Annotated in this window: 23 protein-coding genes, 1 rRNA gene and 1 riboswitch; of the genes, 17 read left to right on the top strand and 7 right to left on the bottom strand. The window is 71.0% G+C overall.

The genetic code is table 11. The features are described 5' to 3' along the window. The 11 genes from rrf to ACZ4M5_RS14570 form a co-directional block, all read left to right on the top strand. A 5S ribosomal RNA gene (gene rrf, locus ACZ4M5_RS14620) occupies positions 1 to 91 on the top strand; the annotation flags it as partial. A gap of 109 nt (positions 92 to 200) precedes the next feature. Beyond that, entirely contained in the window at positions 201 to 809 is a 609-nt protein-coding gene (locus ACZ4M5_RS14615) for a CDP-alcohol phosphatidyltransferase family protein (RefSeq protein WP_467736527.1), read from the top strand. A gap of 114 nt (positions 810 to 923) precedes the next feature. Further along, positions 924 to 3,419, top strand: a complete 2,496-nt coding sequence (locus tag ACZ4M5_RS14610) for a sugar phosphate nucleotidyltransferase (RefSeq protein ID WP_467736525.1) — start codon at positions 924 to 926, stop codon at positions 3,417 to 3,419. 109 nt (positions 3,420 to 3,528) lie between these two features. Continuing rightward, positions 3,529 to 4,443, top strand: coding sequence for a DUF881 domain-containing protein (locus ACZ4M5_RS14605; protein WP_467736523.1), 915 nt, complete (start codon positions 3,529 to 3,531; stop codon positions 4,441 to 4,443). Further along, the gene (locus ACZ4M5_RS14600) at positions 4,440 to 4,772 is read left to right on the top strand and encodes a small basic family protein (protein WP_003988855.1); all 333 of its coding nucleotides are present in this window, start codon (positions 4,440 to 4,442) and stop codon (positions 4,770 to 4,772) included. Before ACZ4M5_RS14605 ends, ACZ4M5_RS14600 begins: the two co-directional genes overlap by 4 nt. 5 nt (positions 4,773 to 4,777) lie before the next feature. Beyond that, complete coding sequence (locus ACZ4M5_RS14595) at positions 4,778 to 5,707, top strand: DUF881 domain-containing protein (protein ID WP_467736521.1); 930 nt, start codon at positions 4,778 to 4,780, stop codon at positions 5,705 to 5,707. Between the two features lie 61 nt (positions 5,708 to 5,768). After that, on the top strand, positions 5,769 to 6,719 hold the full coding sequence (locus tag ACZ4M5_RS14590; protein ID WP_467736519.1) for an FHA domain-containing protein: 951 nt from the start codon (positions 5,769 to 5,771) through the stop codon (positions 6,717 to 6,719). Positions 6,720 to 6,772: 53 nt separating this feature from the next. Continuing rightward, positions 6,773 to 7,510 (top strand): transcriptional regulator FtsR, encoded by a 738-nt coding sequence (gene ftsR / locus ACZ4M5_RS14585; RefSeq protein ID WP_467736517.1) that lies wholly within the window; start codon positions 6,773 to 6,775, stop codon positions 7,508 to 7,510. Positions 7,511 to 7,593: 83 nt separating this feature from the next. After that, complete coding sequence (locus tag ACZ4M5_RS14580; RefSeq protein ID WP_184762337.1) at positions 7,594 to 8,067, top strand: bifunctional nuclease family protein; 474 nt, start codon at positions 7,594 to 7,596, stop codon at positions 8,065 to 8,067. Between the two features lie 239 nt (positions 8,068 to 8,306). Next, complete coding sequence (locus ACZ4M5_RS14575) at positions 8,307 to 8,990, top strand: MerR family transcriptional regulator (RefSeq protein ID WP_398108688.1); 684 nt, start codon at positions 8,307 to 8,309, stop codon at positions 8,988 to 8,990. A 65-nt stretch (positions 8,991 to 9,055) separates the two neighbouring features. Continuing rightward, on the top strand, positions 9,056 to 10,516 hold the full coding sequence (locus tag ACZ4M5_RS14570; protein ID WP_467736514.1) for a DNA polymerase IV: 1,461 nt from the start codon (positions 9,056 to 9,058) through the stop codon (positions 10,514 to 10,516). Positions 10,517 to 10,556: 40 nt separating this feature from the next. Here ACZ4M5_RS14570 and ACZ4M5_RS14565 read toward each other — a convergent pair whose 3' ends face one another. Next, entirely contained in the window at positions 10,557 to 10,934 is a 378-nt protein-coding gene (locus tag ACZ4M5_RS14565) for a PRC-barrel domain-containing protein (protein WP_398108686.1), read from the bottom strand. A 113-nt stretch (positions 10,935 to 11,047) separates the two neighbouring features. Further along, positions 11,048 to 11,143, top strand: a riboswitch (glycine riboswitch). Positions 11,144 to 11,319: 176 nt separating this feature from the next. On the opposite strand from ACZ4M5_RS14565, the gene gcvP reads away from it, so the two are divergent. Continuing rightward, complete coding sequence (gcvP, locus tag ACZ4M5_RS14560) at positions 11,320 to 14,205, top strand: aminomethyl-transferring glycine dehydrogenase (protein WP_467736512.1); 2,886 nt, start codon at positions 11,320 to 11,322, stop codon at positions 14,203 to 14,205. Positions 14,206 to 14,319: 114 nt separating this feature from the next. Here gcvP and ACZ4M5_RS14555 read toward each other — a convergent pair whose 3' ends face one another. The 4 genes from ACZ4M5_RS14555 to ACZ4M5_RS14540 all read right to left on the bottom strand — a co-directional run bounded on the left by ACZ4M5_RS14555 (position 14,320) and on the right by ACZ4M5_RS14540 (position 17,700). Further along, a complete protein-coding gene (locus ACZ4M5_RS14555; RefSeq protein ID WP_467736510.1) occupies positions 14,320 to 15,399 on the bottom strand; it encodes an ABC transporter ATP-binding protein in 1,080 nt (359 codons plus the stop codon). 91 nt (positions 15,400 to 15,490) lie between these two features. Continuing rightward, complete coding sequence (locus ACZ4M5_RS14550) at positions 15,491 to 16,336, bottom strand: ABC transporter permease (RefSeq protein WP_467736508.1); 846 nt, start codon at positions 16,334 to 16,336, stop codon at positions 15,491 to 15,493. Continuing rightward, complete coding sequence (gene modA, locus ACZ4M5_RS14545) at positions 16,333 to 17,148, bottom strand: molybdate ABC transporter substrate-binding protein (protein ID WP_467736506.1); 816 nt, start codon at positions 17,146 to 17,148, stop codon at positions 16,333 to 16,335. The genes ACZ4M5_RS14550 and modA overlap by 4 nt, the downstream gene beginning before the upstream one ends. Positions 17,149 to 17,304: 156 nt before the next feature. Continuing rightward, positions 17,305 to 17,700: a TOBE domain-containing protein gene (locus ACZ4M5_RS14540; RefSeq protein ID WP_467736504.1), complete on the bottom strand. Its 396-nt coding sequence runs from the start codon at positions 17,698 to 17,700 to the stop codon at positions 17,305 to 17,307. Between the two features lie 297 nt (positions 17,701 to 17,997). On the opposite strand from ACZ4M5_RS14540, the gene ACZ4M5_RS14535 reads away from it, so the two are divergent. The 3 genes from ACZ4M5_RS14535 to ACZ4M5_RS14525 all read left to right on the top strand — a co-directional run bounded on the left by ACZ4M5_RS14535 (position 17,998) and on the right by ACZ4M5_RS14525 (position 21,131). Then, positions 17,998 to 19,290: an extracellular solute-binding protein gene (locus ACZ4M5_RS14535; RefSeq protein ID WP_467736594.1), complete on the top strand. Its 1,293-nt coding sequence runs from the start codon at positions 17,998 to 18,000 to the stop codon at positions 19,288 to 19,290. 6 nt (positions 19,291 to 19,296) lie between these two features. Then, the gene (locus tag ACZ4M5_RS14530; protein ID WP_467736502.1) at positions 19,297 to 20,295 is read left to right on the top strand and encodes a carbohydrate ABC transporter permease; all 999 of its coding nucleotides are present in this window, start codon (positions 19,297 to 19,299) and stop codon (positions 20,293 to 20,295) included. Between the two features lie 71 nt (positions 20,296 to 20,366). Then, positions 20,367 to 21,131: a carbohydrate ABC transporter permease gene (locus ACZ4M5_RS14525; RefSeq protein WP_467736592.1), complete on the top strand. Its 765-nt coding sequence runs from the start codon at positions 20,367 to 20,369 to the stop codon at positions 21,129 to 21,131. A 38-nt stretch (positions 21,132 to 21,169) separates the two neighbouring features. Here ACZ4M5_RS14525 and ACZ4M5_RS14520 read toward each other — a convergent pair whose 3' ends face one another. Together ACZ4M5_RS14520 and ACZ4M5_RS14515 are read right to left on the bottom strand one after the other, a co-directional pair. After that, the gene (locus tag ACZ4M5_RS14520) at positions 21,170 to 21,376 is read right to left on the bottom strand and encodes a DUF5999 family protein (RefSeq protein ID WP_467736500.1); all 207 of its coding nucleotides are present in this window, start codon (positions 21,374 to 21,376) and stop codon (positions 21,170 to 21,172) included. 414 nt (positions 21,377 to 21,790) lie between these two features. Further along, positions 21,791 to 22,375: a hypothetical protein gene (locus ACZ4M5_RS14515; protein WP_467736498.1), complete on the bottom strand. Its 585-nt coding sequence runs from the start codon at positions 22,373 to 22,375 to the stop codon at positions 21,791 to 21,793. Between the two features lie 551 nt (positions 22,376 to 22,926). Here ACZ4M5_RS14515 and ACZ4M5_RS14510 point away from each other — a divergent pair. Continuing rightward, positions 22,927 to 24,441 carry a glutamate-cysteine ligase family protein gene (locus ACZ4M5_RS14510; RefSeq protein WP_467736496.1) on the top strand — a complete coding sequence of 505 codons (1,515 nt, stop codon included), beginning with the start codon at positions 22,927 to 22,929 and terminating at the stop codon, positions 24,439 to 24,441. A 68-nt stretch (positions 24,442 to 24,509) separates the two neighbouring features. Then, positions 24,510 to 25,310, top strand: coding sequence for a CPBP family intramembrane glutamic endopeptidase (locus ACZ4M5_RS14505; RefSeq protein WP_467736494.1), 801 nt, complete (start codon positions 24,510 to 24,512; stop codon positions 25,308 to 25,310). The last annotated feature ends 49 nt before the right edge of the window (positions 25,311 to 25,359 follow it).

Below are 25,359 nucleotides of genomic sequence, written 5' to 3'. Positions count from 1 at the left end.
GCCCGGTTACATTCCGAACCCGGAAGCTAAGCCTTACAGCGCCGATGGTACTGCAGGGGGGACCCTGTGGGAGAGTAGGACGCCGCCGAACAATTCTTGAGCTCCGGCTCTCGGGTTTTACAGCCCGGGAGCCGGAGCTTTTTTGCGTTGGGGTAGGGTCAGGGGGCATCGTTGGCACGTTTCCCACAGGAGGCCCCCGGGTGGAGGTTCAGGAGACTCGCGTCCAGACGGACCGTGTGCTCACCATCCCGAACATCCTCAGCATGGCGCGTCTCGTCGGCGTTCCCGTCTTCCTGTGGCTGATCCTGCGCCCCGAGTTCGGCGGGCCCCAGAGCGACGGCTGGGCCCTCCTGGTGCTCGCGCTGAGCGGTGTCAGCGACTACCTGGACGGCAAGCTGGCGCGGCACTGGAACCAGATCAGCAGCCTGGGCCGGCTTCTCGACCCCGCGGCCGACCGGCTCTACATCCTGTCGACGCTGGTGGGCCTCACCTGGCGCGAAATCCTGCCGCTGTGGCTGACCGCCGTCCTGCTGGCACGTGAGCTGCTGCTGCTCGTCATGGTGGGCATCCTGCGCCGGCACGGCTATCCGCCGCCCCAGGTGAACTTCCTGGGCAAGGCTGCGACGTTCAACCTGATGTACGCCTTCCCGCTGCTCCTGCTCAGTGACGGAAGTGGCTGGATCTCGTCACTGGCTGCAATTTTCGGATGGGCGTTCGCCGGATGGGGTACAACCCTCTATTGGTGGGCAGGAGTCCTCTACGTAGTACAAGTCCGCCGCCTGGTCCGTGCGGACACCATGGCCGATTGAACCCCGCTGATTGCTCCGGTAGCACGGTCGCGATGGCCCGCGCTGGAAAAGCGCGGGACGATCCTGGCGGGGGAGGTCGGCTAGACCCGTCTCTGCGAGGAGGACGCTTCCGACATGAAGGCCGTCGTGATGGCCGGTGGCGAGGGCACGCGCCTTCGTCCCATGACCTCGAGCATGCCCAAGCCGCTCCTGCCTGTGGCCAACCGCCCGATCATGGAGCACGTTCTGCGGCTGCTCAAAAGGCATGGGCTCAATGAAACAGTCGTCACCGTCCAGTTCCTGGCCTCGCTCGTCAAGAACTACTTCGGTGACGGCGAAGAGCTGGGCATGGAGCTCACCTATGCCAACGAGGAGAAGCCCCTCGGTACCGCCGGAAGCGTCAAGAACGCTGAAGAGGCGCTGAAGGACGACGCCTTCCTCGTCATCTCCGGCGATGCTCTCACCGATTTCGACCTCACCGAGCTCATCAATTTCCACAAGGAAAAGGGCGCACTGGTCACCGTCTGCCTGACGCGTGTGCCCAACCCCCTGGAATTCGGTATCACCATCGTCGACGAAGAAGGCAAGGTGGAGCGCTTCCTCGAGAAGCCCACCTGGGGCCAGGTCTTCTCCGACACGGTGAACACCGGCATCTACGTGATGGAGCCCGAGGTCTTCGACTACGTCGACCCCGACGTGCCCGTCGACTGGTCCGGCGACGTCTTCCCGCAGCTGATGAAGGAAGGCAAGCCGATCTACGGCTACGTCGCCGAGGGCTACTGGGAGGACGTCGGCACGCACGAGAGCTACGTCAAGGCGCAGGCCGACGTCCTGGAGGGCAAGGTCGACGTCGACATCGACGGGTTCGAGATCTCCCCGGGCGTCTGGGTCGCCGAGGGAGCCGAGGTCCACCCCGACGCCGTGCTCCGCGGGCCCGCCTACATCGGCGACTACGCCAAGGTCGAGGCGGGGGCCGAGGTCCGGGAGCACACCGTCGTGGGCTCCAACGTCGTCGTCAAGAGCGGCGCGTTCCTCCACAAGGCCGTCGTGCACGACAACGTGTACGTGGGGCCCCACAGCAATCTGCGCGGCTGCGTGATCGGCAAGAACACCGACATCATGCGTGCGGCGCGGATCGAGGACGGGGCGGTCATCGGTGACGAGTGCCTGATCGGTGAGGAATCGATCGTCCAGGGCAATGTGCGCGTCTACCCGTTCAAGACCATCGAGGCCGGCGCCTTCGTCAACACCTCCGTCATCTGGGAGTCCCGCGGCCAGGCGCACCTGTTCGGTGCCCGGGGTGTGTCCGGCATCCTCAACGTGGAGATCACGCCCGAGCTCGCCGTGCGGCTCGCGGGCGCCTACGCGACGACCCTGAAGAAGGGCTCGACCGTCACGACCGCGCGCGACCACTCCCGTGGTGCCCGTGCGCTGAAGCGAGCGGTGATCTCCGCGCTGCAGGCCAGCGCCATCGACGTACGGGACCTGGAGAACGTGCCGTTGCCGGTGGCGCGGCAGCAGACGGCTCGGGGCAGCGCCGGCGGCATCATGATCCGCACCACGCCCGGTGTGCCGGACTCCGTCGACATCATGTTCTTCGACAGCCAGGGCGCCGACCTCTCGCAGGGCAGCCAGCGGAAGCTGGACCGGGTGTTCGCGCGTCAGGAGTACCGGCGTGCCTTCCCCGGCGAGATCGGTGACCTGCACTTCCCGTCCAGCGTCTTCGACTCGTACACCGGGTCGCTGCTGCGGAACGTCGACACGACCGGGATCGCGGAGTCCGGGCTCAAGGTCGTCGTGGACGCGTCCAACGGCAGCGCCGGCCTCGTGCTGCCGAGCCTGCTCGGCAAGCTCGGTGTCGACTCGCTGACGATCAACCCCGGTCTCGACGAGGCCAGGCCGACCGAGACGGCCGACGTCCGGCGCTCGGGTCTGGTGCGGCTCGGGGAGATCGTGGCGTCCTCGGGCGCCGCGTTCGGTGTGCGGTTCGACCCGGTCGGCGAGCGGCTGTCGCTCGTCGACGAGAAGGGCCGGATCATCGAGGACGACCGCGCGCTGCTGGTGATGCTGGACCTGGTCGCCGCCGAGCGGCGCAGCGGCCGGGTCGCGCTCCCGGTCACCACGACCCGGATCGCCGAGCAGGTGGCGGCGTACCACGGCACGCAGGTCGAGTGGACGACGACGTCCCCCGACGACCTCACGCGGGTCGGCGGCGAGGAAGGCACCATCTTCGGCGGCGACGGCAAGGGCGGCTTCATCGTCCCCGAGTTCAGCAGCGTGTACGACGCCACGGCGGCCTTCGTGCGGCTCATCGGACTGGTGGCGCGGACGCAGCTCACGCTGAGCCAGATCGACGCTCGGATCCCGCGGGCGCACGTCCTGAAGCGGGACCTGGCCACCCCGTGGGCCGTCAAGGGCCTGGTGATGCGCCGGGTCGTCGAAGCGGCCGGGAACCGGTCCGTGGACACCACGGACGGGGTGCGCGTGGTGGAGACCGACGGCCGCTGGGTCATGGTGCTGCCCGACCCGGCCGAGGCCGTCACCCACCTGTGGGCCGAGGGCCCGGACGACGCCTCCGCGCAGGCGCTGCTCGACGAGTGGGCCGCGGTGGTGGACAGCGCCGGTCGGTGACCGGCGGATAGAACGGCCCGCACGCGTGCGTGCCGGACATGTGCCCCCAACGGGGCCTGTCCGGCACGCCGGTGGGGCCGTTCGGAGGTAGTGGCCGTGACGTGCGACGATGTGCGGCATGCCGCAGCAACCCCCCATTCGGAGCACACCAGCGCGGCCGCGGCGCCCGGACGCTTCCATGTCGTTGCTCACCAACGTCATGGACCACAGCCTCGACGACGGCTACGCCGAGGCCGCGGCGCGCAAGAAGGCCGCCGGCGACGGCGGCATGCCGAAGACCCTGCGTGCCAAGCTCGGGCTGGCGGCGGGTCTGGTGCTCGCGGCACTGGTCGTGACCGTCGGCGCCGCCCAGGCCAGGGTGGCAGCCCCGGTGGTGGCCAAGGAGCGCGAGGAACTGGTCGACCGCATCGAGCGGGAGACCGAGGCGGCCGACGAGCTGGAGGACGCCGTCGACGAACTGCGCGCGGACGTGAGCGCGCGGCAGCGCGAGGCGCTGAAGCACAGCGGCGGCGGCGCCGATTCCGACCTGGTGGGCATCCTGTCCGGCGCCGTCGCGGTACACGGCCCCGGCGTGAAGCTCGTGGTGAACGACGCCAAGGAAGCCGGTACGGGCGGTGACGGCGAACCCCGTGGCACCTCCGGGTTCTCCGACACGGGCCGGGTGCGCGACCGGGACATGCAGCGTGTGGTCAACGGGCTGTGGGAGTCGGGCGCCGAGGCGATCTCCATCAACGGGCAGCGGCTGACGGCACTGTCGGCGATCAGGGCCGCCGGGGACGCCATACTGGTCGACAACAAACCGCTGGTGCCGCCGTACACGGTGCTCGCGGTGGGGGACGGGCAGCGGCTCAGCACGCGGTTCCAGAACAGCGCGGACGGGATCTACCTGAACGTGCTGCAGGAGAGCTACGGCATCCGGACAGGCATCTCCGCGGAGGACGACCTCCGGCTGCCTGCCGCGCCGAGTGTGACCGTGCGCACCGCACAGCCGAGCACCGAGAAGAGCGGGAAGGGCACATCGTGATCGCCGTACTGGGCCTCGTCGTGGGAGTCGTGGCCGGCCTGTTGGTCCGGCCTGAGGTTCCGGCGGTGGTCGAGCCTTATCTGCCGATCGCCGTCGTGGCGGCGCTCGACGCCGTCTTCGGAGGCCTGCGGGCGATGCTCGACGGCATCTTCGACGACAAGGTCTTCGTCGTGTCGTTCTTGTCGAACGTGGTCGTGGCCGCGCTGATCGTCTTCCTGGGCGACAAGCTGGGTGTGGGAGCCCAGCTGTCCACCGGTGTGGTGGTCGTCCTCGGCATCCGCATCTTCTCCAACGCCGCGGCGATCCGCCGGCACGTGTTCCGGGCGTGAGGCCGATGAGTGAACGCGACGACCAGCACCCCGACGAGCACCGTCACGTGCCCGGTGCGCAGCCCGACGGCGGGACGGCCGGGAGCGGGCTGCGCCGCGAACTGCCGCAGGAGGTGCCCGGTGCATCCCCCGCGCCCGACGACGCCCCGGCGCCGGAGGCCCCGCCGGAGGCCGGACCGGAACCGCGGCCGCAGGCCGCCGCCGGGCCGGGGCTGACGGGCCGGCAGCGGCTGGTGCAGGGGCTGTGGCCGCCGCGGCTCAGCCGGGCGCAACTGATCGTCGCGCTGCTGCTGTTCGGCCTCGGCTTCGGGCTGGCGGTGCAGGTGGCCTCCAACAGCGACAGCGACAGCGCCCTGCGCGGTGCGCGGCAGGAGGATCTCGTCCGCATCCTCGATGAACTGGATGACCGCACCCAGCGTCTTGAAGACGAGAAGCAGGGCCTCGAGAAGCAGCGCGACGAGCTGGAGAACAGCTCCGACCAGGCCGAAGAGGCCCGCAAGCAGACGGTCGAGAAGGAGCGGCAACTCGGCATCCTGGCGGGCACGGTGGCCGCGCAGGGGCCCGGCATCACCATGACGATCCAGGACACGAAGGGGACGGTCGAGGCGGACATGCTGCTCGACGCGGTTCAGGAGCTGCGCGCGGCCGGGGCCGAGGCGATCCAGGTGAACGGCGTCCGGGTCGTCGCCGGCACGTACCTCAGCGACTCGGGCAAGGGGGTGAGCGTCGACGGGAACAAGATCAAAGCGCCCTATCGTTTCCTTGTCATCGGCAAGCCGCAGGACCTGGAGCCGGCGCTCAACATCCCCGGAGGCGTGGTGCAGACTCTCGAGAAGGAACAGGCCACCGTCACGATCGAGCGGTCGACCGACGTGGTCGTGGACGCCTTGCGAGCGGCGAAGCGGCCTGACTACGCTCGGTCGTCCTCGCGGTGAACCGGGGGCGCATGGGCGTCGTCCGGCGAGGGCATGAGGTTGCGGGGGGTCGACGCACCGATTGGGTGGTGCGTGGTGGAAACTGTCTGGTGCAGACGGACGTTGTCAGGATGTCCGGGTCGGCCAGAGTGTTCAGTCAGGGTTCGTCCTGCCCCACGGGCGGGTCTGTTTCGGTCAAGGGGAATCGCCCGTGAAGTTGTTTGCGAAGTTGTTCGGCAAGAGCGCGCGAGAGGGCAGCGACAACGCGACCGCCCGCCATCGCGCACAGCCTGACGCGGAGGGCCAGCGGCCGCTGTTCCGGGACCAGGTCGGCGGCCAGGGTGGCGAGGTCCCGGGTGGCCAGGGCGCGCCGTCGGTTGACCCTGCGCGGTCCGGCGGAATAGGTTTCGGCCAGCCGTCAGCCTCAGGTGCGGGTGGGTTCTCCGACCCGTACGCGTCCCACGCTCCGGGTGAGCAGCCGCGGCAGGAGGATCCCATGTCGGCCCTGGTGTGTACGCGCTGCGGCAACCGCAACGCGGAGAACAGCCGCTTCTGCTCGAACTGCGGTGCGCCGCTGCGAGCGGGTGCGGCAGCCGAGCGCCCGTCCGAGACGACGTCCACGATCTCCATCTCCGGCCTCGAGGCCTACGACAGCGAGACCACCGGCCAGACGCCGATGCCGACGCTGTCGCCCGAGGCGCAGGCGGCGGTGGACGCGCTGCCGCTGGGTTCCGCGCTCCTGGTCGTGCGCCGCGGGCCGAACTCGGGCAGCCGCTTCCTGCTGGACGGCGATCTGACGACGGCCGGGCGGCACCCGCAGAGCGACATCTTCCTGGACGACGTGACCGTCTCCCGGCGGCACGTGGAGTTCCGCCGCGCCCAGGACGGCTCGTTCACCGTGGCCGACGTCGGCAGCCTCAACGGCACCTACGTCAATCGCGAGCGGATCGACCAGGTCGCCTTGAACAACGGCGACGAGGTGCAGATCGGCAAGTACCGGCTGGTCTTCTACGCGAGCCAGCGGGGCTACTGAGCCCGCTGCCGCTCCCGGGACCCCGGTGAAGGTCCGTCCGTCAGGGAAGGTCCATGCGTCAAACACCGAGCGGCGGTGCCGGACACGGCGCCGCCGCCACGGACAGTGGGCTGATGAGCATCGGCACGGTGCTCACCGTGCTGCGCGACGAGTTTCCCGAGGTCACCGTCTCCAAAATCCGCTTCCTGGAGTCGGAGGGCCTCATCGAACCGCAGCGGACCCCGTCGGGGTACCGCAAGTTCAGCGCCCGGGACGTGGAGCGCCTCGGGCACGTGCTGCGGATGCAGCGGGACCACTACCTGCCCCTGAAGGTCATCCGGGAGCACCTGGAGGCCATGGAGCGGGGTGAGGCCGTCCAGCTGCCCGTCGTGGGCCGTCAGCGGGACGGGGAGGCGGTGCCCGAGACGCCCGAGGGGCCGACGGCGGCCCGGATCGGGCGTGCCGAGCTGCTCGCCGCCGCCGGCATCGAGGAGCAGGAGCTCAAGGAGTGGGAGTCCTACGGGCTGCTCACTCCACTGGAGGACGGGGCGTTCGACGCCGAGGCGGTGACGGTCGCGGAGCTGGTCGGTGAGCTGGGAAGGTTCGGGATCGAGCCCCGGCACCTGCGGGCGATGAAGGCCGCCGCCGACCGTGAGGCGGGGCTCGTGGACCAGGTGGTGGCTCCGCTGAGGCGCCACCGCAACCCGCAGACCAGGGCGCACGCACAGGCCCGGACGAAGGAGCTGGCGGGGCTCACGGTGAAGCTGCACGCCGCTCTGGTGCGGGCGGCACTCGGCCTGCGGCAGCCCTGACGGGGGAACGGCGGGGGCCGGGACAGGACCCCCGATCCCGGCCCGACTACCCAAACATCCCGGGCACGGCCTAGGGTTGCTGTGTGAACGAGCTCGATGTCGTAGGTGTCCGGGTGGAAATGCCCTCCAACCAACCGATCGTGCTGCTGCGTGAAGTGGGAGGCGACCGTTTCCTCCCCATCTGGATCGGACCGGGGGAGGCGACGGCGATCGCCTTCGCCCAGCAGGGCATGGCTCCGGCGCGACCGCTGACCCACGACCTGTTCAAGGACGTGCTGGAGGCCGTCGGCCAGGAGCTCACGGAAGTGCGCATCACGGACCTGCGTGAGGGCGTCTTCTACGCGGAGCTGGTCTTCGCCAGCGGTGTCGAGGTGAGTGCCCGCCCCTCCGACGCCATAGCGCTCGCGCTGCGCACCGGCACGCCGATCTACGGCAGTGACACGGTGCTCGACGACGCCGGTATCGCGATCCCGGACGAGCAGGAGGACGAGGTCGAGAAGTTCCGCGAGTTCCTCGACCAGATCTCCCCGGAGGACTTCGGCAGCAGCAACCAGTGAGGCGTCCGGAGGCTGCCCCGCACAGCTGTGCTCAGCGAGCGAAATGCCCGCATGTGCCACCGGCGTGTGAGAGCGTCATACCGGGCGCCACGAGGGCATTCGGCTAGCCTTTCCCCGCAGAGGGGCACGGGAAACCACTCTCAGGGTGATTATCACTCGGCGTGGCGAGTGTGGCGATCGTTGACGCACCCCGGGTGACTGCCTACCGTCGGGAAGGCAGGTCAAGGACGGAGGTCGGCGTGAGAAGCAGCGGCGGCGGTACGGCCGGGGGCGGCCCCGAGCGCAGTCTCAGGGCGAGCGGTCCGTACCCTCCCCCCGGCTCACGGCTCCGCGCGAGCGGGGCGTGTCCCCAGCCCGACAGTGCGGCCGACCACGCTGCGCAGCGACCCGTGGCGGTGCCGAGCAGCGGAGGGACGACGTCCATGGCGTCCGAGCAGATCGGTTACCGCGGCCCCACGGCCTGCGCGGCGGCCGGCATCACCTACCGGCAACTGGACTACTGGGCGCGCACGGGGCTCGTGGAGCCGAGTGTGCGCCCCGCGTACGGGTCCGGGACACAGCGGCTGTACAGCTTCCGGGACGTCGTCGTCCTGAAGATCGTCAAGCGGTTCCTCGACACCGGGGTCTCGCTGCAGAACATCCGCACGGCGGTGCAGCACCTCAGGGAGCGCGGTTTCAGCGACCTGGAGCGGATGACGCTGATGAGCGACGGCGCCACGGTCTACGAGTGCACCTCGCCCGACGAGGTCCACGCCCTGCTGCAAGGGGGCCAGGGGGTCTTCGGGATCGCCGTGGGCGTCGTGTGGCGGGACGTGGAGAGCGCCTTGTCCCAGCTGCACGGGGAGCGCGTCGACACCGGGGAGACGCTGATCGGCTCGAACCCGGCGGACGAGCTGGCCCGGCGGCGCAACCGCGCGGTCTGAGCGGCCCCGGGCCTCCGGGGCGCCCGGGCAGGGCGTTGTCAGTGCGGTAGGGCAGCATCGGAGATGTGAGAACCGCGCCCACGATCCTGCATCTCGACATGGATGCCTTCTTCGCCTCGGTGGAGCAGGCCTCCAAGCCGAGTCTGCGCGGGAAGGCCGTGGTCGTGGGCGGGCTGGGACCCCGGGGTGTCGTGGCGACCGCCTCGTACGAGGCCCGGGTCTTCGGGGTGCATTCGGCGATGCCCATGGGGCAGGCCCGGCGGCTGGCGCCCCATGCCGCCTATCTCGTGCCGCGCTTCATGCTCTACCGCTCCATCAGCGAGCGGGTGATGGAGCTGCTGCGGGCCCTGTCGCCGCTCGTGGAGCCCCTGAGCCTGGACGAGGCGTTCGTCGATCTGGAGGCCGGCGGAAAGGCCTGGGACGAGCCCTCCGCGCGGCTGGTCGGGGCGCAGCTGCGGGCCGACATCCGCGCCGCCACGGGCCTCACCGGGTCGGTGGGGCTGGCCGCCTCCAAGATGCTCGCGAAGATCGGCTCCGAGCAGGCCAAGCCGGACGGTCTGGTGGTGATCGAGCCGGGGACCGAGCGGGCGATGCTCGGGCCGATGTCCGTGCGGACCCTGCCGGGGGTGGGCCCGGCGACGGGCGACCACCTGCGGCGGGCCGGTATCACGACGGTCGAGGAGATCGTCGAGGCCGGCGAGGACGAACTGGTCCGGCTGCTGGGCAAGGCCCACGGGCACGGCCTGTACGCCATGGCGCTCGCGCGGGACGACCGGCCCGTGGTCGCCGAGCGGGAGGCCAAGTCGGTCTCGGTGGAGGACACCTACGACGTGGACATCCACGACCGGACCCGGGTGGGCCTGGAGGTGCAGCGGCTCGCCGGCCGGTGCGTGCGCAGGCTGCGCGGAGCCGGGCTCTCGGGGCGGACGATCGTGCTGAAGGTGCGGCGCTACGACTTCTCGACCCTCACCCGCTCCGAGACGCTGCGCGGCCCCACGGACGACCCCGCGGTGATCCGGGAGGCGGCGGCCCGGCTGCTGGACTCCGTCGACACGACGGGGGGAGTGCGGCTGCTGGGGGTGGGCGTCACCGGTCTCGCCGACTACACGCAGGAGGACCTGTTCGCGCAGGCGGCGGGGGAGCGGGCGGAGACGGAAGGACCGGCCGAGGAGCGTGCCGCCGTGCCGGCCGAGGAGCAGCCGCCGTCACTGGCCGAGCGGCGCTGGCCCGCCGGGCACGACGTGCGGCACGCCGAGTTCGGGCACGGGTGGGTGCAGGGCAGCGGCCTGGGGCGGGTCACCGTACGGTTCGAGACGCCCGCCTCGGGGCCGGGGCGGGTGCGCACCTTCCGCATCGACGACCCCCTGCTGGAGCCGGCGGATCCGCTGCCGCTGGTGTTATCCGGACCTGAGGGTGGAGGTGTCGCGACGGTGCGGGACGGCGAGGAGCGCGAGGCCGCGGCCGCGGGGGAGGGCTGTGCGGCTGCCGGGCCGCAGGACCGGCCGTCCGGGGCCGTGCGGGCGTAGGAGGATCGGCGCCCGGGGTGCTGCCGGGACCGGGACGTGCTCAGGCCTTCGTCTCGTCCGTGCCCGCCAGTCTGCCGAAGTCGCGGTCCGGGAGCGGGGGCGGGGCGGCGATGTCCAGGCCGTAGTGGTGGTAGAGCTGGAGTTCCTGCTCCGGGGAGAGGTGGCGGCCCACCCCGAAGTCGGGGGCGTCCTTGATGAGGGCGCGTTCGAAGGGGACGTGCAGCGCGCCCTCGATCAGCTCGCTGGGCTCGAGCGGGACGAACGCGTCCCTGCTGAACAGACCGGTGCGTATCGCCGCCCACTCCGGCTCGCCCGTGGCGTCGTCGAGGTACACCTCGTCGATGGTGCCGATCCTGGTGCCGTTGCGGTCGAACGCCTTGCGGCCGATCAGACTGCGCGGATCGATGTCGGTACGCACGGGCCCTCCACATGGTCGCAAGTCACCTGTAGACCTAACAAAACGGTACAAGCAGGGATGCGGCCACTCGAAGGCTCGTGCGTTGACCTCGCTGGTACGCTGACAGCGGCTGCTGACCCCGTGCGGGAGAGTCCTCCAGACACCATCGGAGGCGCCGAAGGAGCAAATCCTCCCCGGAATCTCTCAGGCACACGTACCGCACGGACGAGGTCACTCTGGAAAGCAGGGCGGGTGTCGACGGCTTCCGCTCTCACCGACGGTGAAAACCGGACGTCTTCGGGCGATCCGGTGAAGCTCTCAGGTTGAGATGACAGAGGGGGAGGCCGTCCGGGTACCCGCGCCGTGGTGCCCCTCGCAGGTCGCGTCAGACCAGGAGGCCTCCGCAATGACCGCCCACCGCATTCCGCTCTCCGAACTCGAAGAGGCAGTCCCCTTCGAGCAGCGCCACATCGGGCCCGACCACGAGGCCCGTGCCAAGATGCTGGCCCACGTCGGCTACGGCTCGCTGGACGAGCTGACGGCCGCCGCGGTCCCGGCCGTGATCAAGAGCGCCGAGGCGCTGGACCTGCCGGGCGCCCGCAGCGAGGCCGAGGTGATCGCCGAGCTGCGTTCCCTCGCCGACCGCAACCAGGTCCTCGGTTCGATGATCGGCCTGGGGTACCACGGCACCCACACGCCGCCGGTCGTGCTGCGCAACGTCATGGAGAACCCGTCCTGGTACACGGCCTACACGCCGTACCAGCCGGAGATCTCGCAGGGCCGGCTCGAGGCGCTGCTGAACTTCCAGACCATGGTCGCCGACCTCACCGGGCTGCCGACCTCGGGCGCCTCGCTGCTCGACGAGGGCACCGCGGCCGCCGAGGCCATGGCGCTGTCGCGGCGCCTGGGCAAGAACAAGAAGGGCCTGTTCCTGGTCGACGCGGACGCGCTGCCGCAGACCATCGCCGTCATCCAGACCCGCGCCGAGCCGACCGGTGTCGAGGTCGTCGTCGCCGACCTCGCCGACGGCATCCCCGCCGAGATCGCCGAGCGCGAGATCAACGGCGTACTGATCCAGTACCCGGGCGCCTCCGGAGCCGTGCGGGACATCAAGCCGGTCATCGACCAGGCGCACGGGCTCGGGGCCCTCGTCACCGTCGCCGCCGACCTGCTCGCGCTGACGCTGCTGAAGTCCCCCGGTGAGCTCGGTGCGGACATCGCGGTCGGCACGACGCAGCGCTTCGGCGTCCCCATGGGCTTCGGCGGTCCGCACGCCGGTTACATGGCCGTCCAGGACAAGATGGCGCGCAGCCTGCCCGGCCGGCTCGTCGGCGTGTCCGTCGACGTCGACGGGAACAGGGCCTACCGGCTGGCGCTGCAGACCCGCGAGCAGCACATCCGCCGGGAGAAGGCCACCAGCAACATCTGCACCGCGCAGGTGCTGCTCGCCGTCATGGCCGGCATGTACGCCGTCTACCACGGGCCCGACGGCCTCAAGGGCATCGCCCAGCGCACCCACCGGTACGCCACCGTCCTCGCCGCCGGGCTGGCGAACGGCGGGGTCGAGGTCGTGCACGGCTCCTACTTCGACACCGTGACCGCGCGGGTCGAGGGCCGGGCCGCCGACGTCGTGGCCGCCGCCCGGGACAACGGGGTGAACCTGCGCCTCGTCGACGCCGACCACGTCTCCATCGCCTGCGACGAGACCACCACCCGCGCCCAGCTGCGCGCCGTGTGGGCCGCCTTCGGCGTCGAGGGCAGCGTGGAGACCCTGGACGCCGCCGCCGAGGAGGTCCTCCCGGCCGCCGTGCTGCGCACCGACGACTACCTGACCCACCCCGTCTTCCACCAGCACCGCTCCGAGACGGCCATGCTGCGCTACCTGCGCAAGCTGGCCGACCGGGACTACGCGCTCGACCGGGGCATGATCCCGCTGGGCTCGTGCACCATGAAGCTCAACGCGACCACGGAGATGGAGCCGGTCACCTGGCCCGAGTTCGGGCAGCTGCACCCCTTCGCCCCCGCCGAGCAGGCCGCGGGGTACCTCACCCTGATCCACGAGCTCGAGGACCGTCTCGCCGAGGTCACCGGCTACGACAAGGTCTCCCTGCAGCCCAACGCCGGTTCGCAGGGCGAGCTGGCCGGTCTGCTGGCCGTCCGCGGATACCACCGGGCCAACGGCGACGAGCAGCGCACCATCTGCCTGATCCCGTCGTCCGCGCACGGCACCAACGCGGCCAGCGCCGTGATGGCCGGCATGAAGGTCGTCGTCGTGAAGACCGCCGGGGACGGCGAGATCGACGTCGAGGACCTGCGGGCGAAGATCGAGCAGTACCGCGACCAGCTGGCCGTGCTGATGATCACCTACCCGTCGACCCACGGGGTGTTCGAGGAGCACGTCGCCGACATCTGCGCGCAGGTGCACGAGGCGGGCGGCCAGGTCTACGTCGACGGCGCCAACCTCAACGCGCTCGTCGGCCTCGCCAAGCCCGGGCACTTCGGCGGTGACGTCTCGCACCTGAACCTGCACAAGACGTTCTGCATCCCGCACGGCGGCGGTGGTCCCGGCGTCGGCCCGGTGGCGGTGCGCGAGCACCTCGCGCCGTACCTGCCGAACCACCCGCTGCAGCCCGAGGCCGGTCCCGAGACGGGCGTCGGACCGATCTCGGCGGCCCCGTGGGGCTCGGCCGGCATCCTGCCCATCTCGTGGGCCTACGTCCGGCTCATGGGCGGTGAGGGGCTGAAGCGGGCCACGCAGGTGGCCGTGCTCAGCGCCAACTACATCGCCAAGCGGCTGGAGCCGCACTACCCGGTGCTCTACACCGGCCCGGGCGGGCTCGTGGCGCACGAGTGCATCATCGACCTGCGTCCGCTGACCAAGGCGACCGGCGTGAGCGTCGACGACGTGGCCAAGCGGTTGATCGACTACGGCTTCCACGCGCCGACGATGTCGTTCCCCGTGGCCGGGACGCTGATGATCGAGCCGACCGAGTCGGAGGACCTGGCCGAGCTCGACCGGTTCTGCGAGGCGATGATCGCCATCCGCGCGGAGATCGAGAAGGTCGGCTCCGGCGCGTGGCCCGCGGAGGACAACCCGCTGCGCGGCGCCCCGCACACCGCCGACGCCCTCGCCGGCGAGTGGGAGCACGCCTACAGCCGCGAGGAGGCCGTCTTCCCGGCCGGGGTGTCGGCCGCCGACAAGTACTGGCCGCCGGTCCGCCGCATCGACCAGGCCTACGGCGACCGCAACCTGGTCTGCTCGTGCCCGCCGCTGGACGCGTACGACGACTGATCCGGCCGATCGGTCGCACCGTTCCAGGGAGGGGCTCCGCGGAGGCGGGGCCCCTCCCGGCATGTCGGCCGCTCCGCGAGAGCGACCCGGTGAAGGAGACCGCGGGCCCGGGTGTCACGCCGGGTAGGCGTGGGTCTGCGTCGCCTTGACCGCCGCCCACACCGGCGCCCCGGGGCGCAGATCGAGTTCGGCCGCCGCGACCGTGGTCAGGTCGGCGGTGAGGGGGAGTTCGCCGGTGAGGTCGGCGCGGATCTGGTCGCCGTGCGTCTCCAGCCCGGCGACCTCGCAGCGCCACAGGTTGCGGGCGCTGGAGCCGGCCGGACGCTCGCGGTGCAGCGTGACCGCGCCCGGCGGGAACGCCACGAAGACCGGCCCGGACAGCTCCTCGGTGGTGGTGATGGCGGGGCCCGCGGCGAGCCGGACGGTGTGGCCCTCGGCCCGGCCCCGGTAGAGGTTGAGGCCGACGAGCCGCGCGATGTAGTCGGTCCGGGGGTGGCGGGCGATGTCCGCGGGCGTGCCCTCCTGGACGACCGCGCCGTGCTCGACGACGACCAGGCGATCGGCCAGCACCATGGCGTCCAGCGGATCGTGGGTGACGAGTACGGCCACGGCCTCGAACGCGGCGAGGTGCCGGCGCAGCTGGGCGCGCACCTCCAGGCGGGTCCGGGCGTCGAGGGCGGCCAGGGGCTCGTCCAGGAGCAGCAGGCGGGGCTCCGTCGCCAGGGCCCGGGCCAGGGCCACGCGCTGGGCCTGGCCCCCGGAGAGACGGCGGGGCCTGACCCCGGCATGGTCCGCGAGGCCCATGCGGTCGAGCCACTCGGCGGCCCGGGCGCGTGCCTCGGCCTTGCCGGCGCCCCGGCAGCGCGGGCCGAAGGCCACGTTGTCCAGGGCGGTCAGGTGCGGGAAGAGCAGGTAGTCCTGGAAGACCACGCCCACGGGCCGGGCCTCGGGCGGCGAGCCGTCCAGCGTCGTGCCGTCCAGGCGCAGATGCCCGGAGGTGAGGGGGACGAGGCCGGCCAGAGCGCGCAGGGCGGTCGTCTTGCCGGCGCCGTTCGGGCCCAGCAGGGCCACGACGTCGCCCGGGGCGGCGGTCAGCGTGACGTCCAGCCGGAACGCACCCCGGTCGACGAGGAGACGGGCGTCGAGTCCCTGGGGGAGGGGGCGCCGGGGCGTGTCGTCGTCGGGGTCGGTCATGGGTGCGTCGTCCAGAGGTCGAAAGGGTCGTCGTCGGGCAGGTGGCGGTCGCTCTCGTGGTGGGAGCGCGCCCGGCCGCGCATACGGTCGGTCACGACGCCGTCATCCACCGCTCGCGCAGGGCCGCCAGCACCGCGATGGACACCGCCAGCAGCACCAGGCTGAGGGCGATCGCCGCCGCCGGGTCGTTCTGCAGGGCCAGGTAGACGGCCAGCGGCATGGTCTGCGTGCGGCCGGGGAAGTTCCCCGCGAAGGTGATGGTCGCCCCGAACTCCCCCAGGGCCCGGGCCCAGGCCAGGACCGCCCCTGCTGCGATGCCCGGCGCGATCAGCGGCAGGGTGACCCGGCGGAACGCGGTGAAGCGGGAGGCGCCCAGGGTGGCGGCGGCCTCCTCGTAGCGGGGGTCGGCGGCCCGCAGGGTGCCCTCCACGCTGATGACGAGGAACGGCATCGCCACGAAGGTCTCCGCCAGGACGACGCCCGCCGTGGTGAAGGGCAGCGTGATGCCGAACCAGGAGTCCAGCCACTGGCCCACCACGCCGTTGCGTCCGAACGCGAGCAGCAGGGCCACACCGCCCACGACCGGCGGCAGCACCAGGGGCAGGGTCACCAGGGCCCGTACGAAGCCCCGGCCGGGGAAGTTCGTGCGGGCCAGCAGCCAGGCCAGCGGCACGCCGACGACGAGGCTCAGAGCCGTCGCCGCCGTGGCGCACACCAGGGAGAGCCGGAGCGCCTCCCAGACCTGCGGGCTGGTCAGTTGGTCGGGCAGGCTGCGCCAGGGTGCCCGCACCAGCAGGGCGATCAGCGGCAGGAGCAGGAAGGCCAGCCCGATCACGGCGGGGACGAGCAGGGGGACCGGTACCGTCCGGGTCCGGCCACGCGGGCTGCCGCCGCGCCGGCGTGTGCGGTGCGGACGGCTCTCCTGCGCGCCGGTCACGGTTCGAGGAACCCGGCCCCGGACAGCACCTCGCGGCCCTCGGCGGAGCGCACCAGGGCGATGAAGGCCTTGGCGGTCCCGGGGTTGCGGGCGTCGTCGAGCAGGGCGATCGGGTAGTCGTTGACGGCGTCGGCCGACTCGGGGAAGTCCACGCCGTCCACCTTGTCACCCGCCGCCCGCACGTCGGTGCGGTAGACGACGGCCGCGTCGGCCTCCTTCAGCTCGACCTTCGTCAGCGCGCTCTTGACGTCCTGCTCGTAGGAGACGGGTGTGACCTTGAGGCCGCCCGCCTTCAGGGCCTTCTGGGCGGCCGCACCGCACGGGACCGTCCTGTCGCACAGCACGACCTTGAGGCCGGGCTTCGCGAGGTCCTTCAGGGAGGTGATCCCGTCGGGGTTGCCGGGCAGGGTGGCGATCTGCAGGCGGTTGCGGACGAAGGTGGCGGGGGCGCCCGCCGTGCCCTCCCGGTCCGTCACGAGCTTCATGGTCCTGGGGCTGGCGGCGGCGAAGACGTCGGCCGGGGCGCCGCTGTTGATGCCCGCGGCGAGGCTGTCGCTGCCACCGAAACTGAAGGTGATCTCGGTGCCCGGGTGCTGCTTCTCGAAGGTGGTGCCGAGCTTCTCGAAGCTCTCCTGGAGGGAGGCGGCGGCGAACACGGTGACCGTGCCCGACAGCGCGGAGGAGTCGGACGCGTCCTTGCCCGGCGCCGCGTCCGAGTCCGTGGAGGAGCAGGCGCTCAGGGCCAGCAGCGCCGCCGCGGCCCCGCCGGCGACCCGGAGTGTCCGGCGGGTCCTCTGCGCGGGACGGATCATCTCGGGGCCACTCCCTCTGCCGGCGGGGGAAGAACCCGCAGGGCCCTTCCGATACGCCGATCATACTGGCGCATCTGCCAGGCATAAGTCTCCTGTCGCATCGCATGAGCGACGCGAACGGGGGCTGTAGGTGTGTATGTGCGGGCGGCGGAGACGTCAGACCCGGTCGATGTGCACGTTGGTCGACTTCACGCGGGCCGTGGCCTCCATGCCGACCTCCAGGCCCAGTTCCTCCACGGCCTCCCGGGTGAGCAGGGAGACCAGCCGGTGCGGGCCGGCCTGGATCTCCACCTGGGCGGCGACGTCCCCGAGCTTGATGGCGGTGACGATGCCCGGGAAGGCGTTGCGGGCCGAGGTGTAGGGGGCGTCGTCCTCGGGAGTGGCGGACCTGGCGAGTTCGACGGAGAAGGCGGCCAGGTCCCGTCCGTCGACGAGCCGCCGTCCGGTCTCGTCCCGATGGGTGGTGATGCGGCCCGCGTCCGCCCAGCGCCGCGCGGTGTCGGGGCTCACGCCGAGCAGCCGTGCTGCCTGGCCGATCGTGTACGACTGCATGGCCGTCACCCTACGGCGGCGGCGCGGGCGGAGGCGGCTGCGGGATCGGTGCACGGCTCGGCTCGCTTACGGCCCTCGCCGGACTGCCCGATCAGAGCACGTGCTGTCGCACGTGCTGTCGCAGGGGCGGACGCGGAACGTTCGGAGCCGTATCCGAATGTTTCGTGCGCCTCAACGACCTTATGCCGTCTGAAGATTCACCGCGCACGAGGGGTTGTCACCGTTTGGCCGCTGTCTCTAGGGTGCGGCATCAACGCAGCTTTCTGAATCTCAGTCGAAACTTTCGAGGAGCGCATGATGGGCCACCCGGCACTGTCCCGCCGCGGCTTCCTGGCGGCCTCCGCCGCGGCCGGTCTGGGGACGACGGCACTGACCGCATGCGGCGGGGACTCGGACGGAGGATCGTCCGGGACGACCACCATCGAGTGGTGGAACATCTCCACCACCCAGCCCGCCAAGAGCGTCTGGGCCTCGCTCGCCAAGAAGTACGAGGCGCAGAACCCCAAGGTGAAGATAAAGATCGTCCAGCTGGAGAACGACGCCTACAAGTCGAAGATGACGGCTCTGACGGCGTCCGGGAAGCTGCCCGACATCTTCCACACCTGGGGTGGCGGCGTGCTCAAGCAGCAGGTCGACGCCGGGCTCGTCGAGGACCTCACCGACCGGACCAAGCCGTGGAGCGAGGGGCTGCTCCCGGTCGCCAAGGAGCCGTACCTGATCGACGACAAGGTCTACGGCATCCCGTTCGACATCGGCATGATCGGCTTCTGGTACAACAAGGCGCACTTCGCCGAGGCCGGCATCGACCGGCCCCCCACCACCTGGCACGCGTTCCTCGACGCCGTGCGACGGCTCAAGGACGCGAAGATCACGCCCTTGGCGCTGGCCGGCAAGGAGAAGTGGCCCGGCATGTACTACTGGGCCTACCTGGCGATGCGCACCGCCGGCGCCGGCGCGCTGCAGGAGGCCTACGACGCCAAGGACTTCACCGGCGCCCCCTTCGTCGAGGCGGGCGAGCACCTCGGCGAACTCGTCGCCCTCCAGCCGTTCCAGAAGGGCTTCCTCGGCGCCGCCTACTCCACGCCCACCGGCCAGGCCGCCACCGTCGGCAACGGCAAGGCGGCCATGGAGCTGATGGGCCAGTGGGCCCCCACCGTGCAGGCCGACGCGGGCGAGGGCCTCGGCAAGGACCTCGGCTTCTTCCCGTTCCCGGCCGTCGACGGCGGCAAGGGCACCATCACCGAGGTGTTCGGCGGGGGAGGCGGCCACGCCCTGCGCCGGGGCGCCCCGCAGGAGGCCGTCGACTTCCTGCAGTTCTTCGCCTCCGAGGCCACCGACCTGGAACTGGTCGAGAAGACCGGCGTCCTGCCCGTCGTCCCGGCCGCCGAGAAGGCCATCGCCGACCCCAACATCAAGGCCGTCCAGGCACAACTGAAGGCGGCCACCGGATTCCAGCTCTACCTCGACCAGGCCTACGCGCCCGCCGTCGGCCAGGAGGTCAACGACAGCGTCGCCGCGCTCGTCGCCGGCTCCAAGTCGCCCGGCCAGGTCGCCCAGTCCATCACCAGGACCGCGAAGGAAGAGCAGTAGCCGGCGATGACCTCCACGTTCCTGCCGGACAAACGGACCGGTCCCGGCCCCGGCGCCCCGCCCCCGCCCGTGCCGAAGTCCGGGAGCCGGGCCCGGCGCCGCACACTGCACTGGCTCACCGCGGTGGGCTTCCAGGTGCCCGCGCTCGCGCTGTTCCTCGGGCTCGTGCTGCTGCCGATGCTGTTCGCCCTGTACGTCGCGTTCTTCCGCTGGGGCGGCTTCGGCATGCCCACCGACTACATCGGCGGCGAGAACTTCACCCGGCTCCTCCAGGACGACGTCTTCCTCGGCGACCTGTGGCGCTGTCTCGTCCTGGTGGTGCTCACACTCGCCGTCCAGCTGCCGTTCGCGCTCGCCATGGCCGTCCTGCTCAACCAGCGCATGCGCGGCCGGGCGGTCTACCGGATGCTGTTCTTCGCCCCGTACGTCCTGTCCGAGGCGATCACCGGAATCCTCTTCGGCATGATCTTCGCCCCGGACGACGGCTTCGCCGACCAGGTCCTCGGGCGGATCGGCCTGGACGGCGTGGGCGGGCAGTGGTTCGCCGACCAGTCCACCGTGATGGCGACCCTGTTCCTGGTCATGACGTGGAAGTACTTCGGCTTCCACGTGATGCTTTACCTGGCCGGCCTCCAGGCCGTCCCCAGAGAGCTGACCGAGGCGGCGCTCATCGACGGAGCCGGCCCCTGGCAGCGCTTCCGCAACGTCACGCTGCCGCTGCTCGCACCCACCCTGCGCATCAGCGTGTTCCTGGCGGTCATCGGCTCCATCCAGCTGTTCGACCTGGTGTGGGTCACCACCGCGGGCGGCCCCGACCACCACTCCGAGACCATGGCCGTGACCATGTTCCAGTACGGCTTCAAGCGCTACCAGGTCGGCTACGCCGGCGCGATCAGCGTGGTCATGTTCGCCATCAGTCTCGTCTTCGCCCTCGCCTACCAGCGGTTCGTGCTCCGGCGCGACCTGGAAGGGGCCACCACGACCATGCGGGGAGACGGAAAGTGACCAGTCGTCAGGCCGTGCGCAAGGGGCGGAACCTCCCGCTGCACCTCGTCCTGGTCGTCGTGGGTGCGGTGATGGCCGTCCCCCTGCTCTACGCCGGGCTGTCCGGCTTCAAGACCACCGACGAGCTGTCCCGCAACCCGGTCGGGCTGCCCGAGTCCTGGGTGACCTCCAACTACACCCAGATCCTCGGCTCGGGGGACTTCTGGCGCCTGATCGGCAACAGCACGCTGATCGCGGTGGGCACGACGGTCCTGGTCGTCGCCGTGTCGGCGCTGTCGGCCTTCTCCTTCGCGCGGTTCGCCTTCCGCGGCCGGGAGGTGCTGTTCACCCTGTTCACGCTGGGGCTGATGTTCCCGTTCGCGGTGGCGGCCCTGCCGCTGTTCCTGCTCCTGCGGTCGCTGGGCCTGCTGGACAACCCGCTCGGCGTGATCCTCCCGCAAGCGGCGTTCGGGCTGCCGATGACGATCATCATCCTGCGGGGCTTCTTCCGGCAGATCCCGGGGGAACTGGAGGAGGCCGCCACGCTCGACGGGTGCAGTTCCCTCGGCTTCTTCTGGCGGGTGCTGCTGCCGATGGCACGGCCCGCGCTCGGCACGGTCTCCGTCCTGGCCGTCGTCACCAGCTGGAACAACTTCTTCCTGCCGCTGCTGGTGTTCACCGAGTCGACGTGGTGGACGCTGCCCATCGGGGTCCAGCAGTTCCAGGGGCAGTACTCCGCGGAGTACGCCAAGGTCTTCGCCTACCTGGTGCTGGCCATGGTCCCGGCGCTGGCCTTCTACTCCGTCGCCGAGCGCCAGCTCGTCGGCGGGCTGACCGCCGGCGCCACCAAGGGGTGACGTCCGCCGGGTGGGGTGTCGCCCCGCCCGGCGGCCCCTCAGGCGGCCGTCGTCACCTGGCTGCCCGCCATCGGACGGTGCGGGGCGATGACCCGGCCGTCCGGCAACAGTTCACCGGTGTCCTCGAAGAGCACGACGCCGTTGCACAGCAGGCTCCAACCCTGTTCCGGGTGGTGCGCCACCAGGCGGGCGGATTCCCGGTCGGCGGAGTCGGCGGGCGGACACGGCGGCTGGTGCTGGCACATGGGTGGGATCTTTCGCTCTGTCGTGGTGGACGTGGTGACCGAGTCGACAGGCTCGGCCGTCGCTTCTGTTCCGCGGCTGGAAGTGTCGTCCATGGCCGCCCCCCGTCGGTTTGTTCGTCGGAACCCAGTGTTGCCCCACGGGCGTCGATCCGCAGGGATTTCGCAGCACCGCCTCTCACCGCTTCAGGACGCGTCACCCGCGCGGACGGTTCATCCCAACTGAGCTGTCCCTTCGGGTGGTTCGGCGTGGCCTGATGGGGCTAGTCCGGTCGGGCCACCCGCTCCGACCGGCTCGTACGAGTCCCGGTGTGCTCGTCGGAGCGGAGGCCGGACCGGCACCGACGAGGGGGAACGGCCGTACCCCGCCGCCGGGACTCCGGCGACGGGGTACGTGAACGTCGGTCCGTGGTGGCCTCAGGCGGGTGAGCCGAGCAGACGGGTCGGGCTCGCCCGGTGGGTCAGCACCGGGAGCAGCTCGGCGACGCGGTGCGGGCGATGGGCCGCGATGCCGGGCGGCGCGGGTGCCAGGGGCACGAGGAGGTCGGTGGCCGCCGGGTGCCCGTCGGCCCCGTCGGCGGCGCAGTCCTCGTGCAGCCACAGCGTGAGCATGTAGAGCCCGGGGACCGACAGCAGGCGCGGCTGGTAGGGCTGCGGCATCGCCTCGGCCTGGCGCAGGGCGAGCTCGGTGGAGGTGATGTACGGGCCCTCGAAGAAATGGGAGAAGGTCCAGCCGTCCGGCGTCAGCATGGTGTCCGCCGCGGCCACGGCGTGCTCGCCGCAGCGGATCAGGAACCGCCACCCGGCCAGCCGGGTCGCGGACACGCCCTCGGCGGTGACCCGGTCCAGCACGTGCACGGGCAAGGGGAGCTCGGGTGTGCCGGGCACCTGGCTGCGGAGCAGGGAGGGAGTTCGCGCTTCCCGGACCGCGGTGGGGGAGGAGAGCGCGGCCAGGACGGAACGGAGTGCGGGCGCGGGAGCCGGCGGGACATGCAGCGGCATGGTGGGTCGCCTCTCATTCAAAGGCACGGTGGCGCGAGGGCGGGGGCGGACGGCGCTGTCAGCTCACGAAAGGTCAGAGAGGCAGGGGCCGGGGTCAGGGAAACGAGAGGGGGGTGGGTCCCGTCGAACATCGCCTCGACGGCAGAACCCATCGACCGTGGGCGCCAACCTTCTGCCTTGTTCGCGAAGTTTATACGACACGGGTTCAGACTGTGTTTCGCCTAGCCGTTTCCGGTGAGTAGGACAAGGGTACATTCGGTCGGCGATACGCGAGATTAATCCCGATTTCAGGCGGGGGTGCACGGCGGTGACCTCGGAACACGTCCGCGAAGCGGTCGGCCCATTCTCGTCGGCGTTTTTCACGAGTTCGCCGGACCGCTATCCCGTCGTGCGCGTCATGCCGGGCGAATGTGCCACCGGTCACATGTGACCAGCGTAGCGGTCACCGGGACGGCCCGGGACGTTATCGATCGCTTTCGCTGGGCATCCCTTACCTGACCGGGACCCCGGCGGCCGGATCTCGGCCCGCAACATCCGAGGAGGGACGCTCAATGGGGGAGAAGGTCGTGGCAGGCCGGTTCGACCTGTCCGATCGCCAGCGCTACCGCGACAAGCTGGGTCAGTGTCTGACGGGCTTGGAGCGACTCCTGGCGGAGAAGCGGTTCGACCGCCCCAAGAACCTCATGGGGCTGGAGATCGAACTGAATCTGGCGGGTGCCGACGGCATGCCGAAAATGTTGAACAAGCAAGTCCTCGAACGCATCGCGAGCCGCGACTTCCAAACCGAGCTCGCCATGTTCAACCTGGAAGTCAACATCCCCCCGCACCGGGTGGACGGCCGGGTATTCGACCGGCTCGCGGAAGAACTCCGTACGTCACTGGCATATGCGGACCGAAAAGCGGCCGAGGTCGACGCCGGCATCGTGATGATCGGTATTCTGCCGACGCTCGACCGTGACGACCTGGTCTCGTCGAACCTCTCCGACGTCGACCGCTACACCCTCCTCAACGACCAGATCGTGGCCGCCCGCGGCGAGGAGTTCACCCTCGACATCGAGGGCGTGGAGCACCTCAGGTGCACCTCGAAGTCCATCGCGCCCGAGGCGGCCTGCACCTCCGTGCAGCTGCACCTGCAGGTGACCCCGTCCCGCTTCGCCGACGTGTGGAACGCGGCCCAGGCGGTCGCCGCCGCGCAGATCGCCGTCGGTGCCAACTCGCCCTTCCTGTTCGGCCGCGAACTGTGGCGCGAGTCGCGTCCGCCGCTGTTCCAGCAGTCCACGGACACCCGCCCGCCGGAACTCCAGGCCCAGGGCGTCCGCCCGCGCACCTGGTTCGGCGAGCGCTGGATCTCCTCCGCGTACGACCTGTTCGAGGAGAACCTGCGCTACTACCCGGCGCTGCTGCCGATCTGCGACGACGAGGACCCGCTCGAGGTGATCGACCGGGGCGGCGCGCCCTCGCTCGCCGAACTCGTGCTGCACAACGGCACGATCTACCGCTGGAACCGTCCGGTGTACGAGGTCGCCGACGGCGTCCCGCACCTGCGCGTGGAGAACCGCGTCCTGCCCGCCGGGCCGACGGTCGTGGACATCGTCGCCAACGCGGCGTTCTACTACGGCGTCGTCCGGGCCCTCGCCGAGGAGAGCCGGCCGGTGTGGACGCGGCTGCCGTTCGAGGCGGCCGCCGCCAACTTCGACGCCGCCTGCAAGGACGGCATCGACGCCCGCTTCACCTGGCCCCGCGGCCGCCACGGCGGCGTCACACAGGTCGACGCGGTGAACCTGATCCGCGACGAGCTGCTCCCGCTCGCCGAGGCGGGCCTGGACGCCTGGGGCGTCGAACCGGCCGACCGCGACCTGTACCTGGGCGTGATCGAGGAGCGCTGCCGGCGCCGCACGAACGGGGCCGGCTGGCAGGCCGCGACCTTCCACCAGGCACTCGACGCGGGCCTCGGCCGGGAGGACGCGCTGGCCGCCACCACCCGGCGGTACCGCGAGCTGATGCACAAGGGCGACCCGGTGCACAGCTGGCCCGTGGGACTGCCCGAGCCGGTGTCGCTGGGCTGAGGGCGCACACCGGGCCGCCTCCCGCTGCCGCCATACTGATCCGACAGGTCGGTGAAGTGGAGGCGGGTGTGCAGGCGGAGGCGAGCCCGGTGGGCGATTCCCTACCCCGGCAGGGGCTCTCGCGGCGGATGCTGCGCAGCGAGACGCTGCTGGTCCTCGCGCTGTCGCTCGGAGCGAGCGGGGTCTCCGCGCTGATCAGCTTCATCGGGTCGGTCACCAGGCCCGGCGGGCTCAAGGACCAGGCGGCCACCATGAACGCCTCGGCCGCACCCGGCCGCCCCTGGCTCGACCTCGCCTGGCAGCTGTTCGGGATCACCACCGCGCTGGTGCCCGTCGCGCTCGTCGCCCACTTCCTGCTGCGCGAGGGCGCGAGCCTGCGCACCCTCGGCTTCGACCGCACGCGTCCGTGGCCCGACCTCGGGCGCGGCGCGGCGGTCGCCGCGGTCATCGGCAGCACGGGCATCGCCTTCTACCTCGCGGCCCGCGGCCTCGGCTTCAACCTCACCGTGGTGCCCGAGGCGCTGCCCGCCGTGTGGTGGAAGTACCCGGTCCTCATCCTGTCGGCGATCCAGAACGCCGTACTGGAGGAGGTCATCGTCGTCGGCTACCTGCTGCGCCGTCTCGGGCAGCTGGGCTGGACACCGACGGCCGCGCTGGTGGGCAGTTCGGTGCTGCGCGGCTCGTACCACCTCTACCAGGGCATCGGCGGTTTCGTCGGGAACATGGTCATGGGCGTCGTCTTCGTCTGGCTCTACCGCCGCTGGGGCCGGGTCGGTCCCCTGGTGGTGGCGCACGCGCTGCTCGACATCGGGGCGTTCGTCGGGTACGCGCTCCTGGCGGGCAAGGTGGGCTGGCTGCCGACGGCGTGACGGCCGGCGCGACAGGGGCGTACGACGGTTGTCGTACGCCCCTTCGGCG

The sequence above is a fragment of the Streptomyces sp. NPDC026246 genome, assembly GCF_055567995.1.
This window is presented reverse-complemented; position numbering and strand designations above follow the sequence as displayed.

Coding starts and splice junctions, on each gene's coding strand:
- ACZ4M5_RS14530 (WP_467736502.1), top strand. CDS start 19,297: ATGACCTCCACGTTCCTGCCGGACAAACGGACCGGTCCCGGCCCCGGC.
- ACZ4M5_RS14605 (WP_467736523.1), top strand. CDS start 3,529: ATGTGCGGCATGCCGCAGCAACCCCCCATTCGGAGCACACCAGCGCGG.
- ACZ4M5_RS14540 (WP_467736504.1), bottom strand. CDS start 17,700: ATGCAGTCGTACACGATCGGCCAGGCAGCACGGCTGCTCGGCGTGAGC.
- ftsR (WP_467736517.1), top strand. CDS start 6,773: ATGCGTCAAACACCGAGCGGCGGTGCCGGACACGGCGCCGCCGCCACG.
- ACZ4M5_RS14525 (WP_467736592.1), top strand. CDS start 20,367: ATGGCCGTCCCCCTGCTCTACGCCGGGCTGTCCGGCTTCAAGACCACC.
- ACZ4M5_RS14610 (WP_467736525.1), top strand. CDS start 924: ATGAAGGCCGTCGTGATGGCCGGTGGCGAGGGCACGCGCCTTCGTCCC.
- gcvP (WP_467736512.1), top strand. CDS start 11,320: ATGACCGCCCACCGCATTCCGCTCTCCGAACTCGAAGAGGCAGTCCCC.
- ACZ4M5_RS14515 (WP_467736498.1), bottom strand. CDS start 22,375: ATGCCGCTGCATGTCCCGCCGGCTCCCGCGCCCGCACTCCGTTCCGTC.
- ACZ4M5_RS14535 (WP_467736594.1), top strand. CDS start 17,998: ATGGGCCACCCGGCACTGTCCCGCCGCGGCTTCCTGGCGGCCTCCGCC.
- ACZ4M5_RS14555 (WP_467736510.1), bottom strand. CDS start 15,399: ATGACCGACCCCGACGACGACACGCCCCGGCGCCCCCTCCCCCAGGGA.
- ACZ4M5_RS14510 (WP_467736496.1), top strand. CDS start 22,927: ATGGGGGAGAAGGTCGTGGCAGGCCGGTTCGACCTGTCCGATCGCCAG.
- modA (WP_467736506.1), bottom strand. CDS start 17,148: ATGATCCGTCCCGCGCAGAGGACCCGCCGGACACTCCGGGTCGCCGGC.
- ACZ4M5_RS14595 (WP_467736521.1), top strand. CDS start 4,778: ATGAGTGAACGCGACGACCAGCACCCCGACGAGCACCGTCACGTGCCC.
- ACZ4M5_RS14520 (WP_467736500.1), bottom strand. CDS start 21,376: ATGTGCCAGCACCAGCCGCCGTGTCCGCCCGCCGACTCCGCCGACCGG.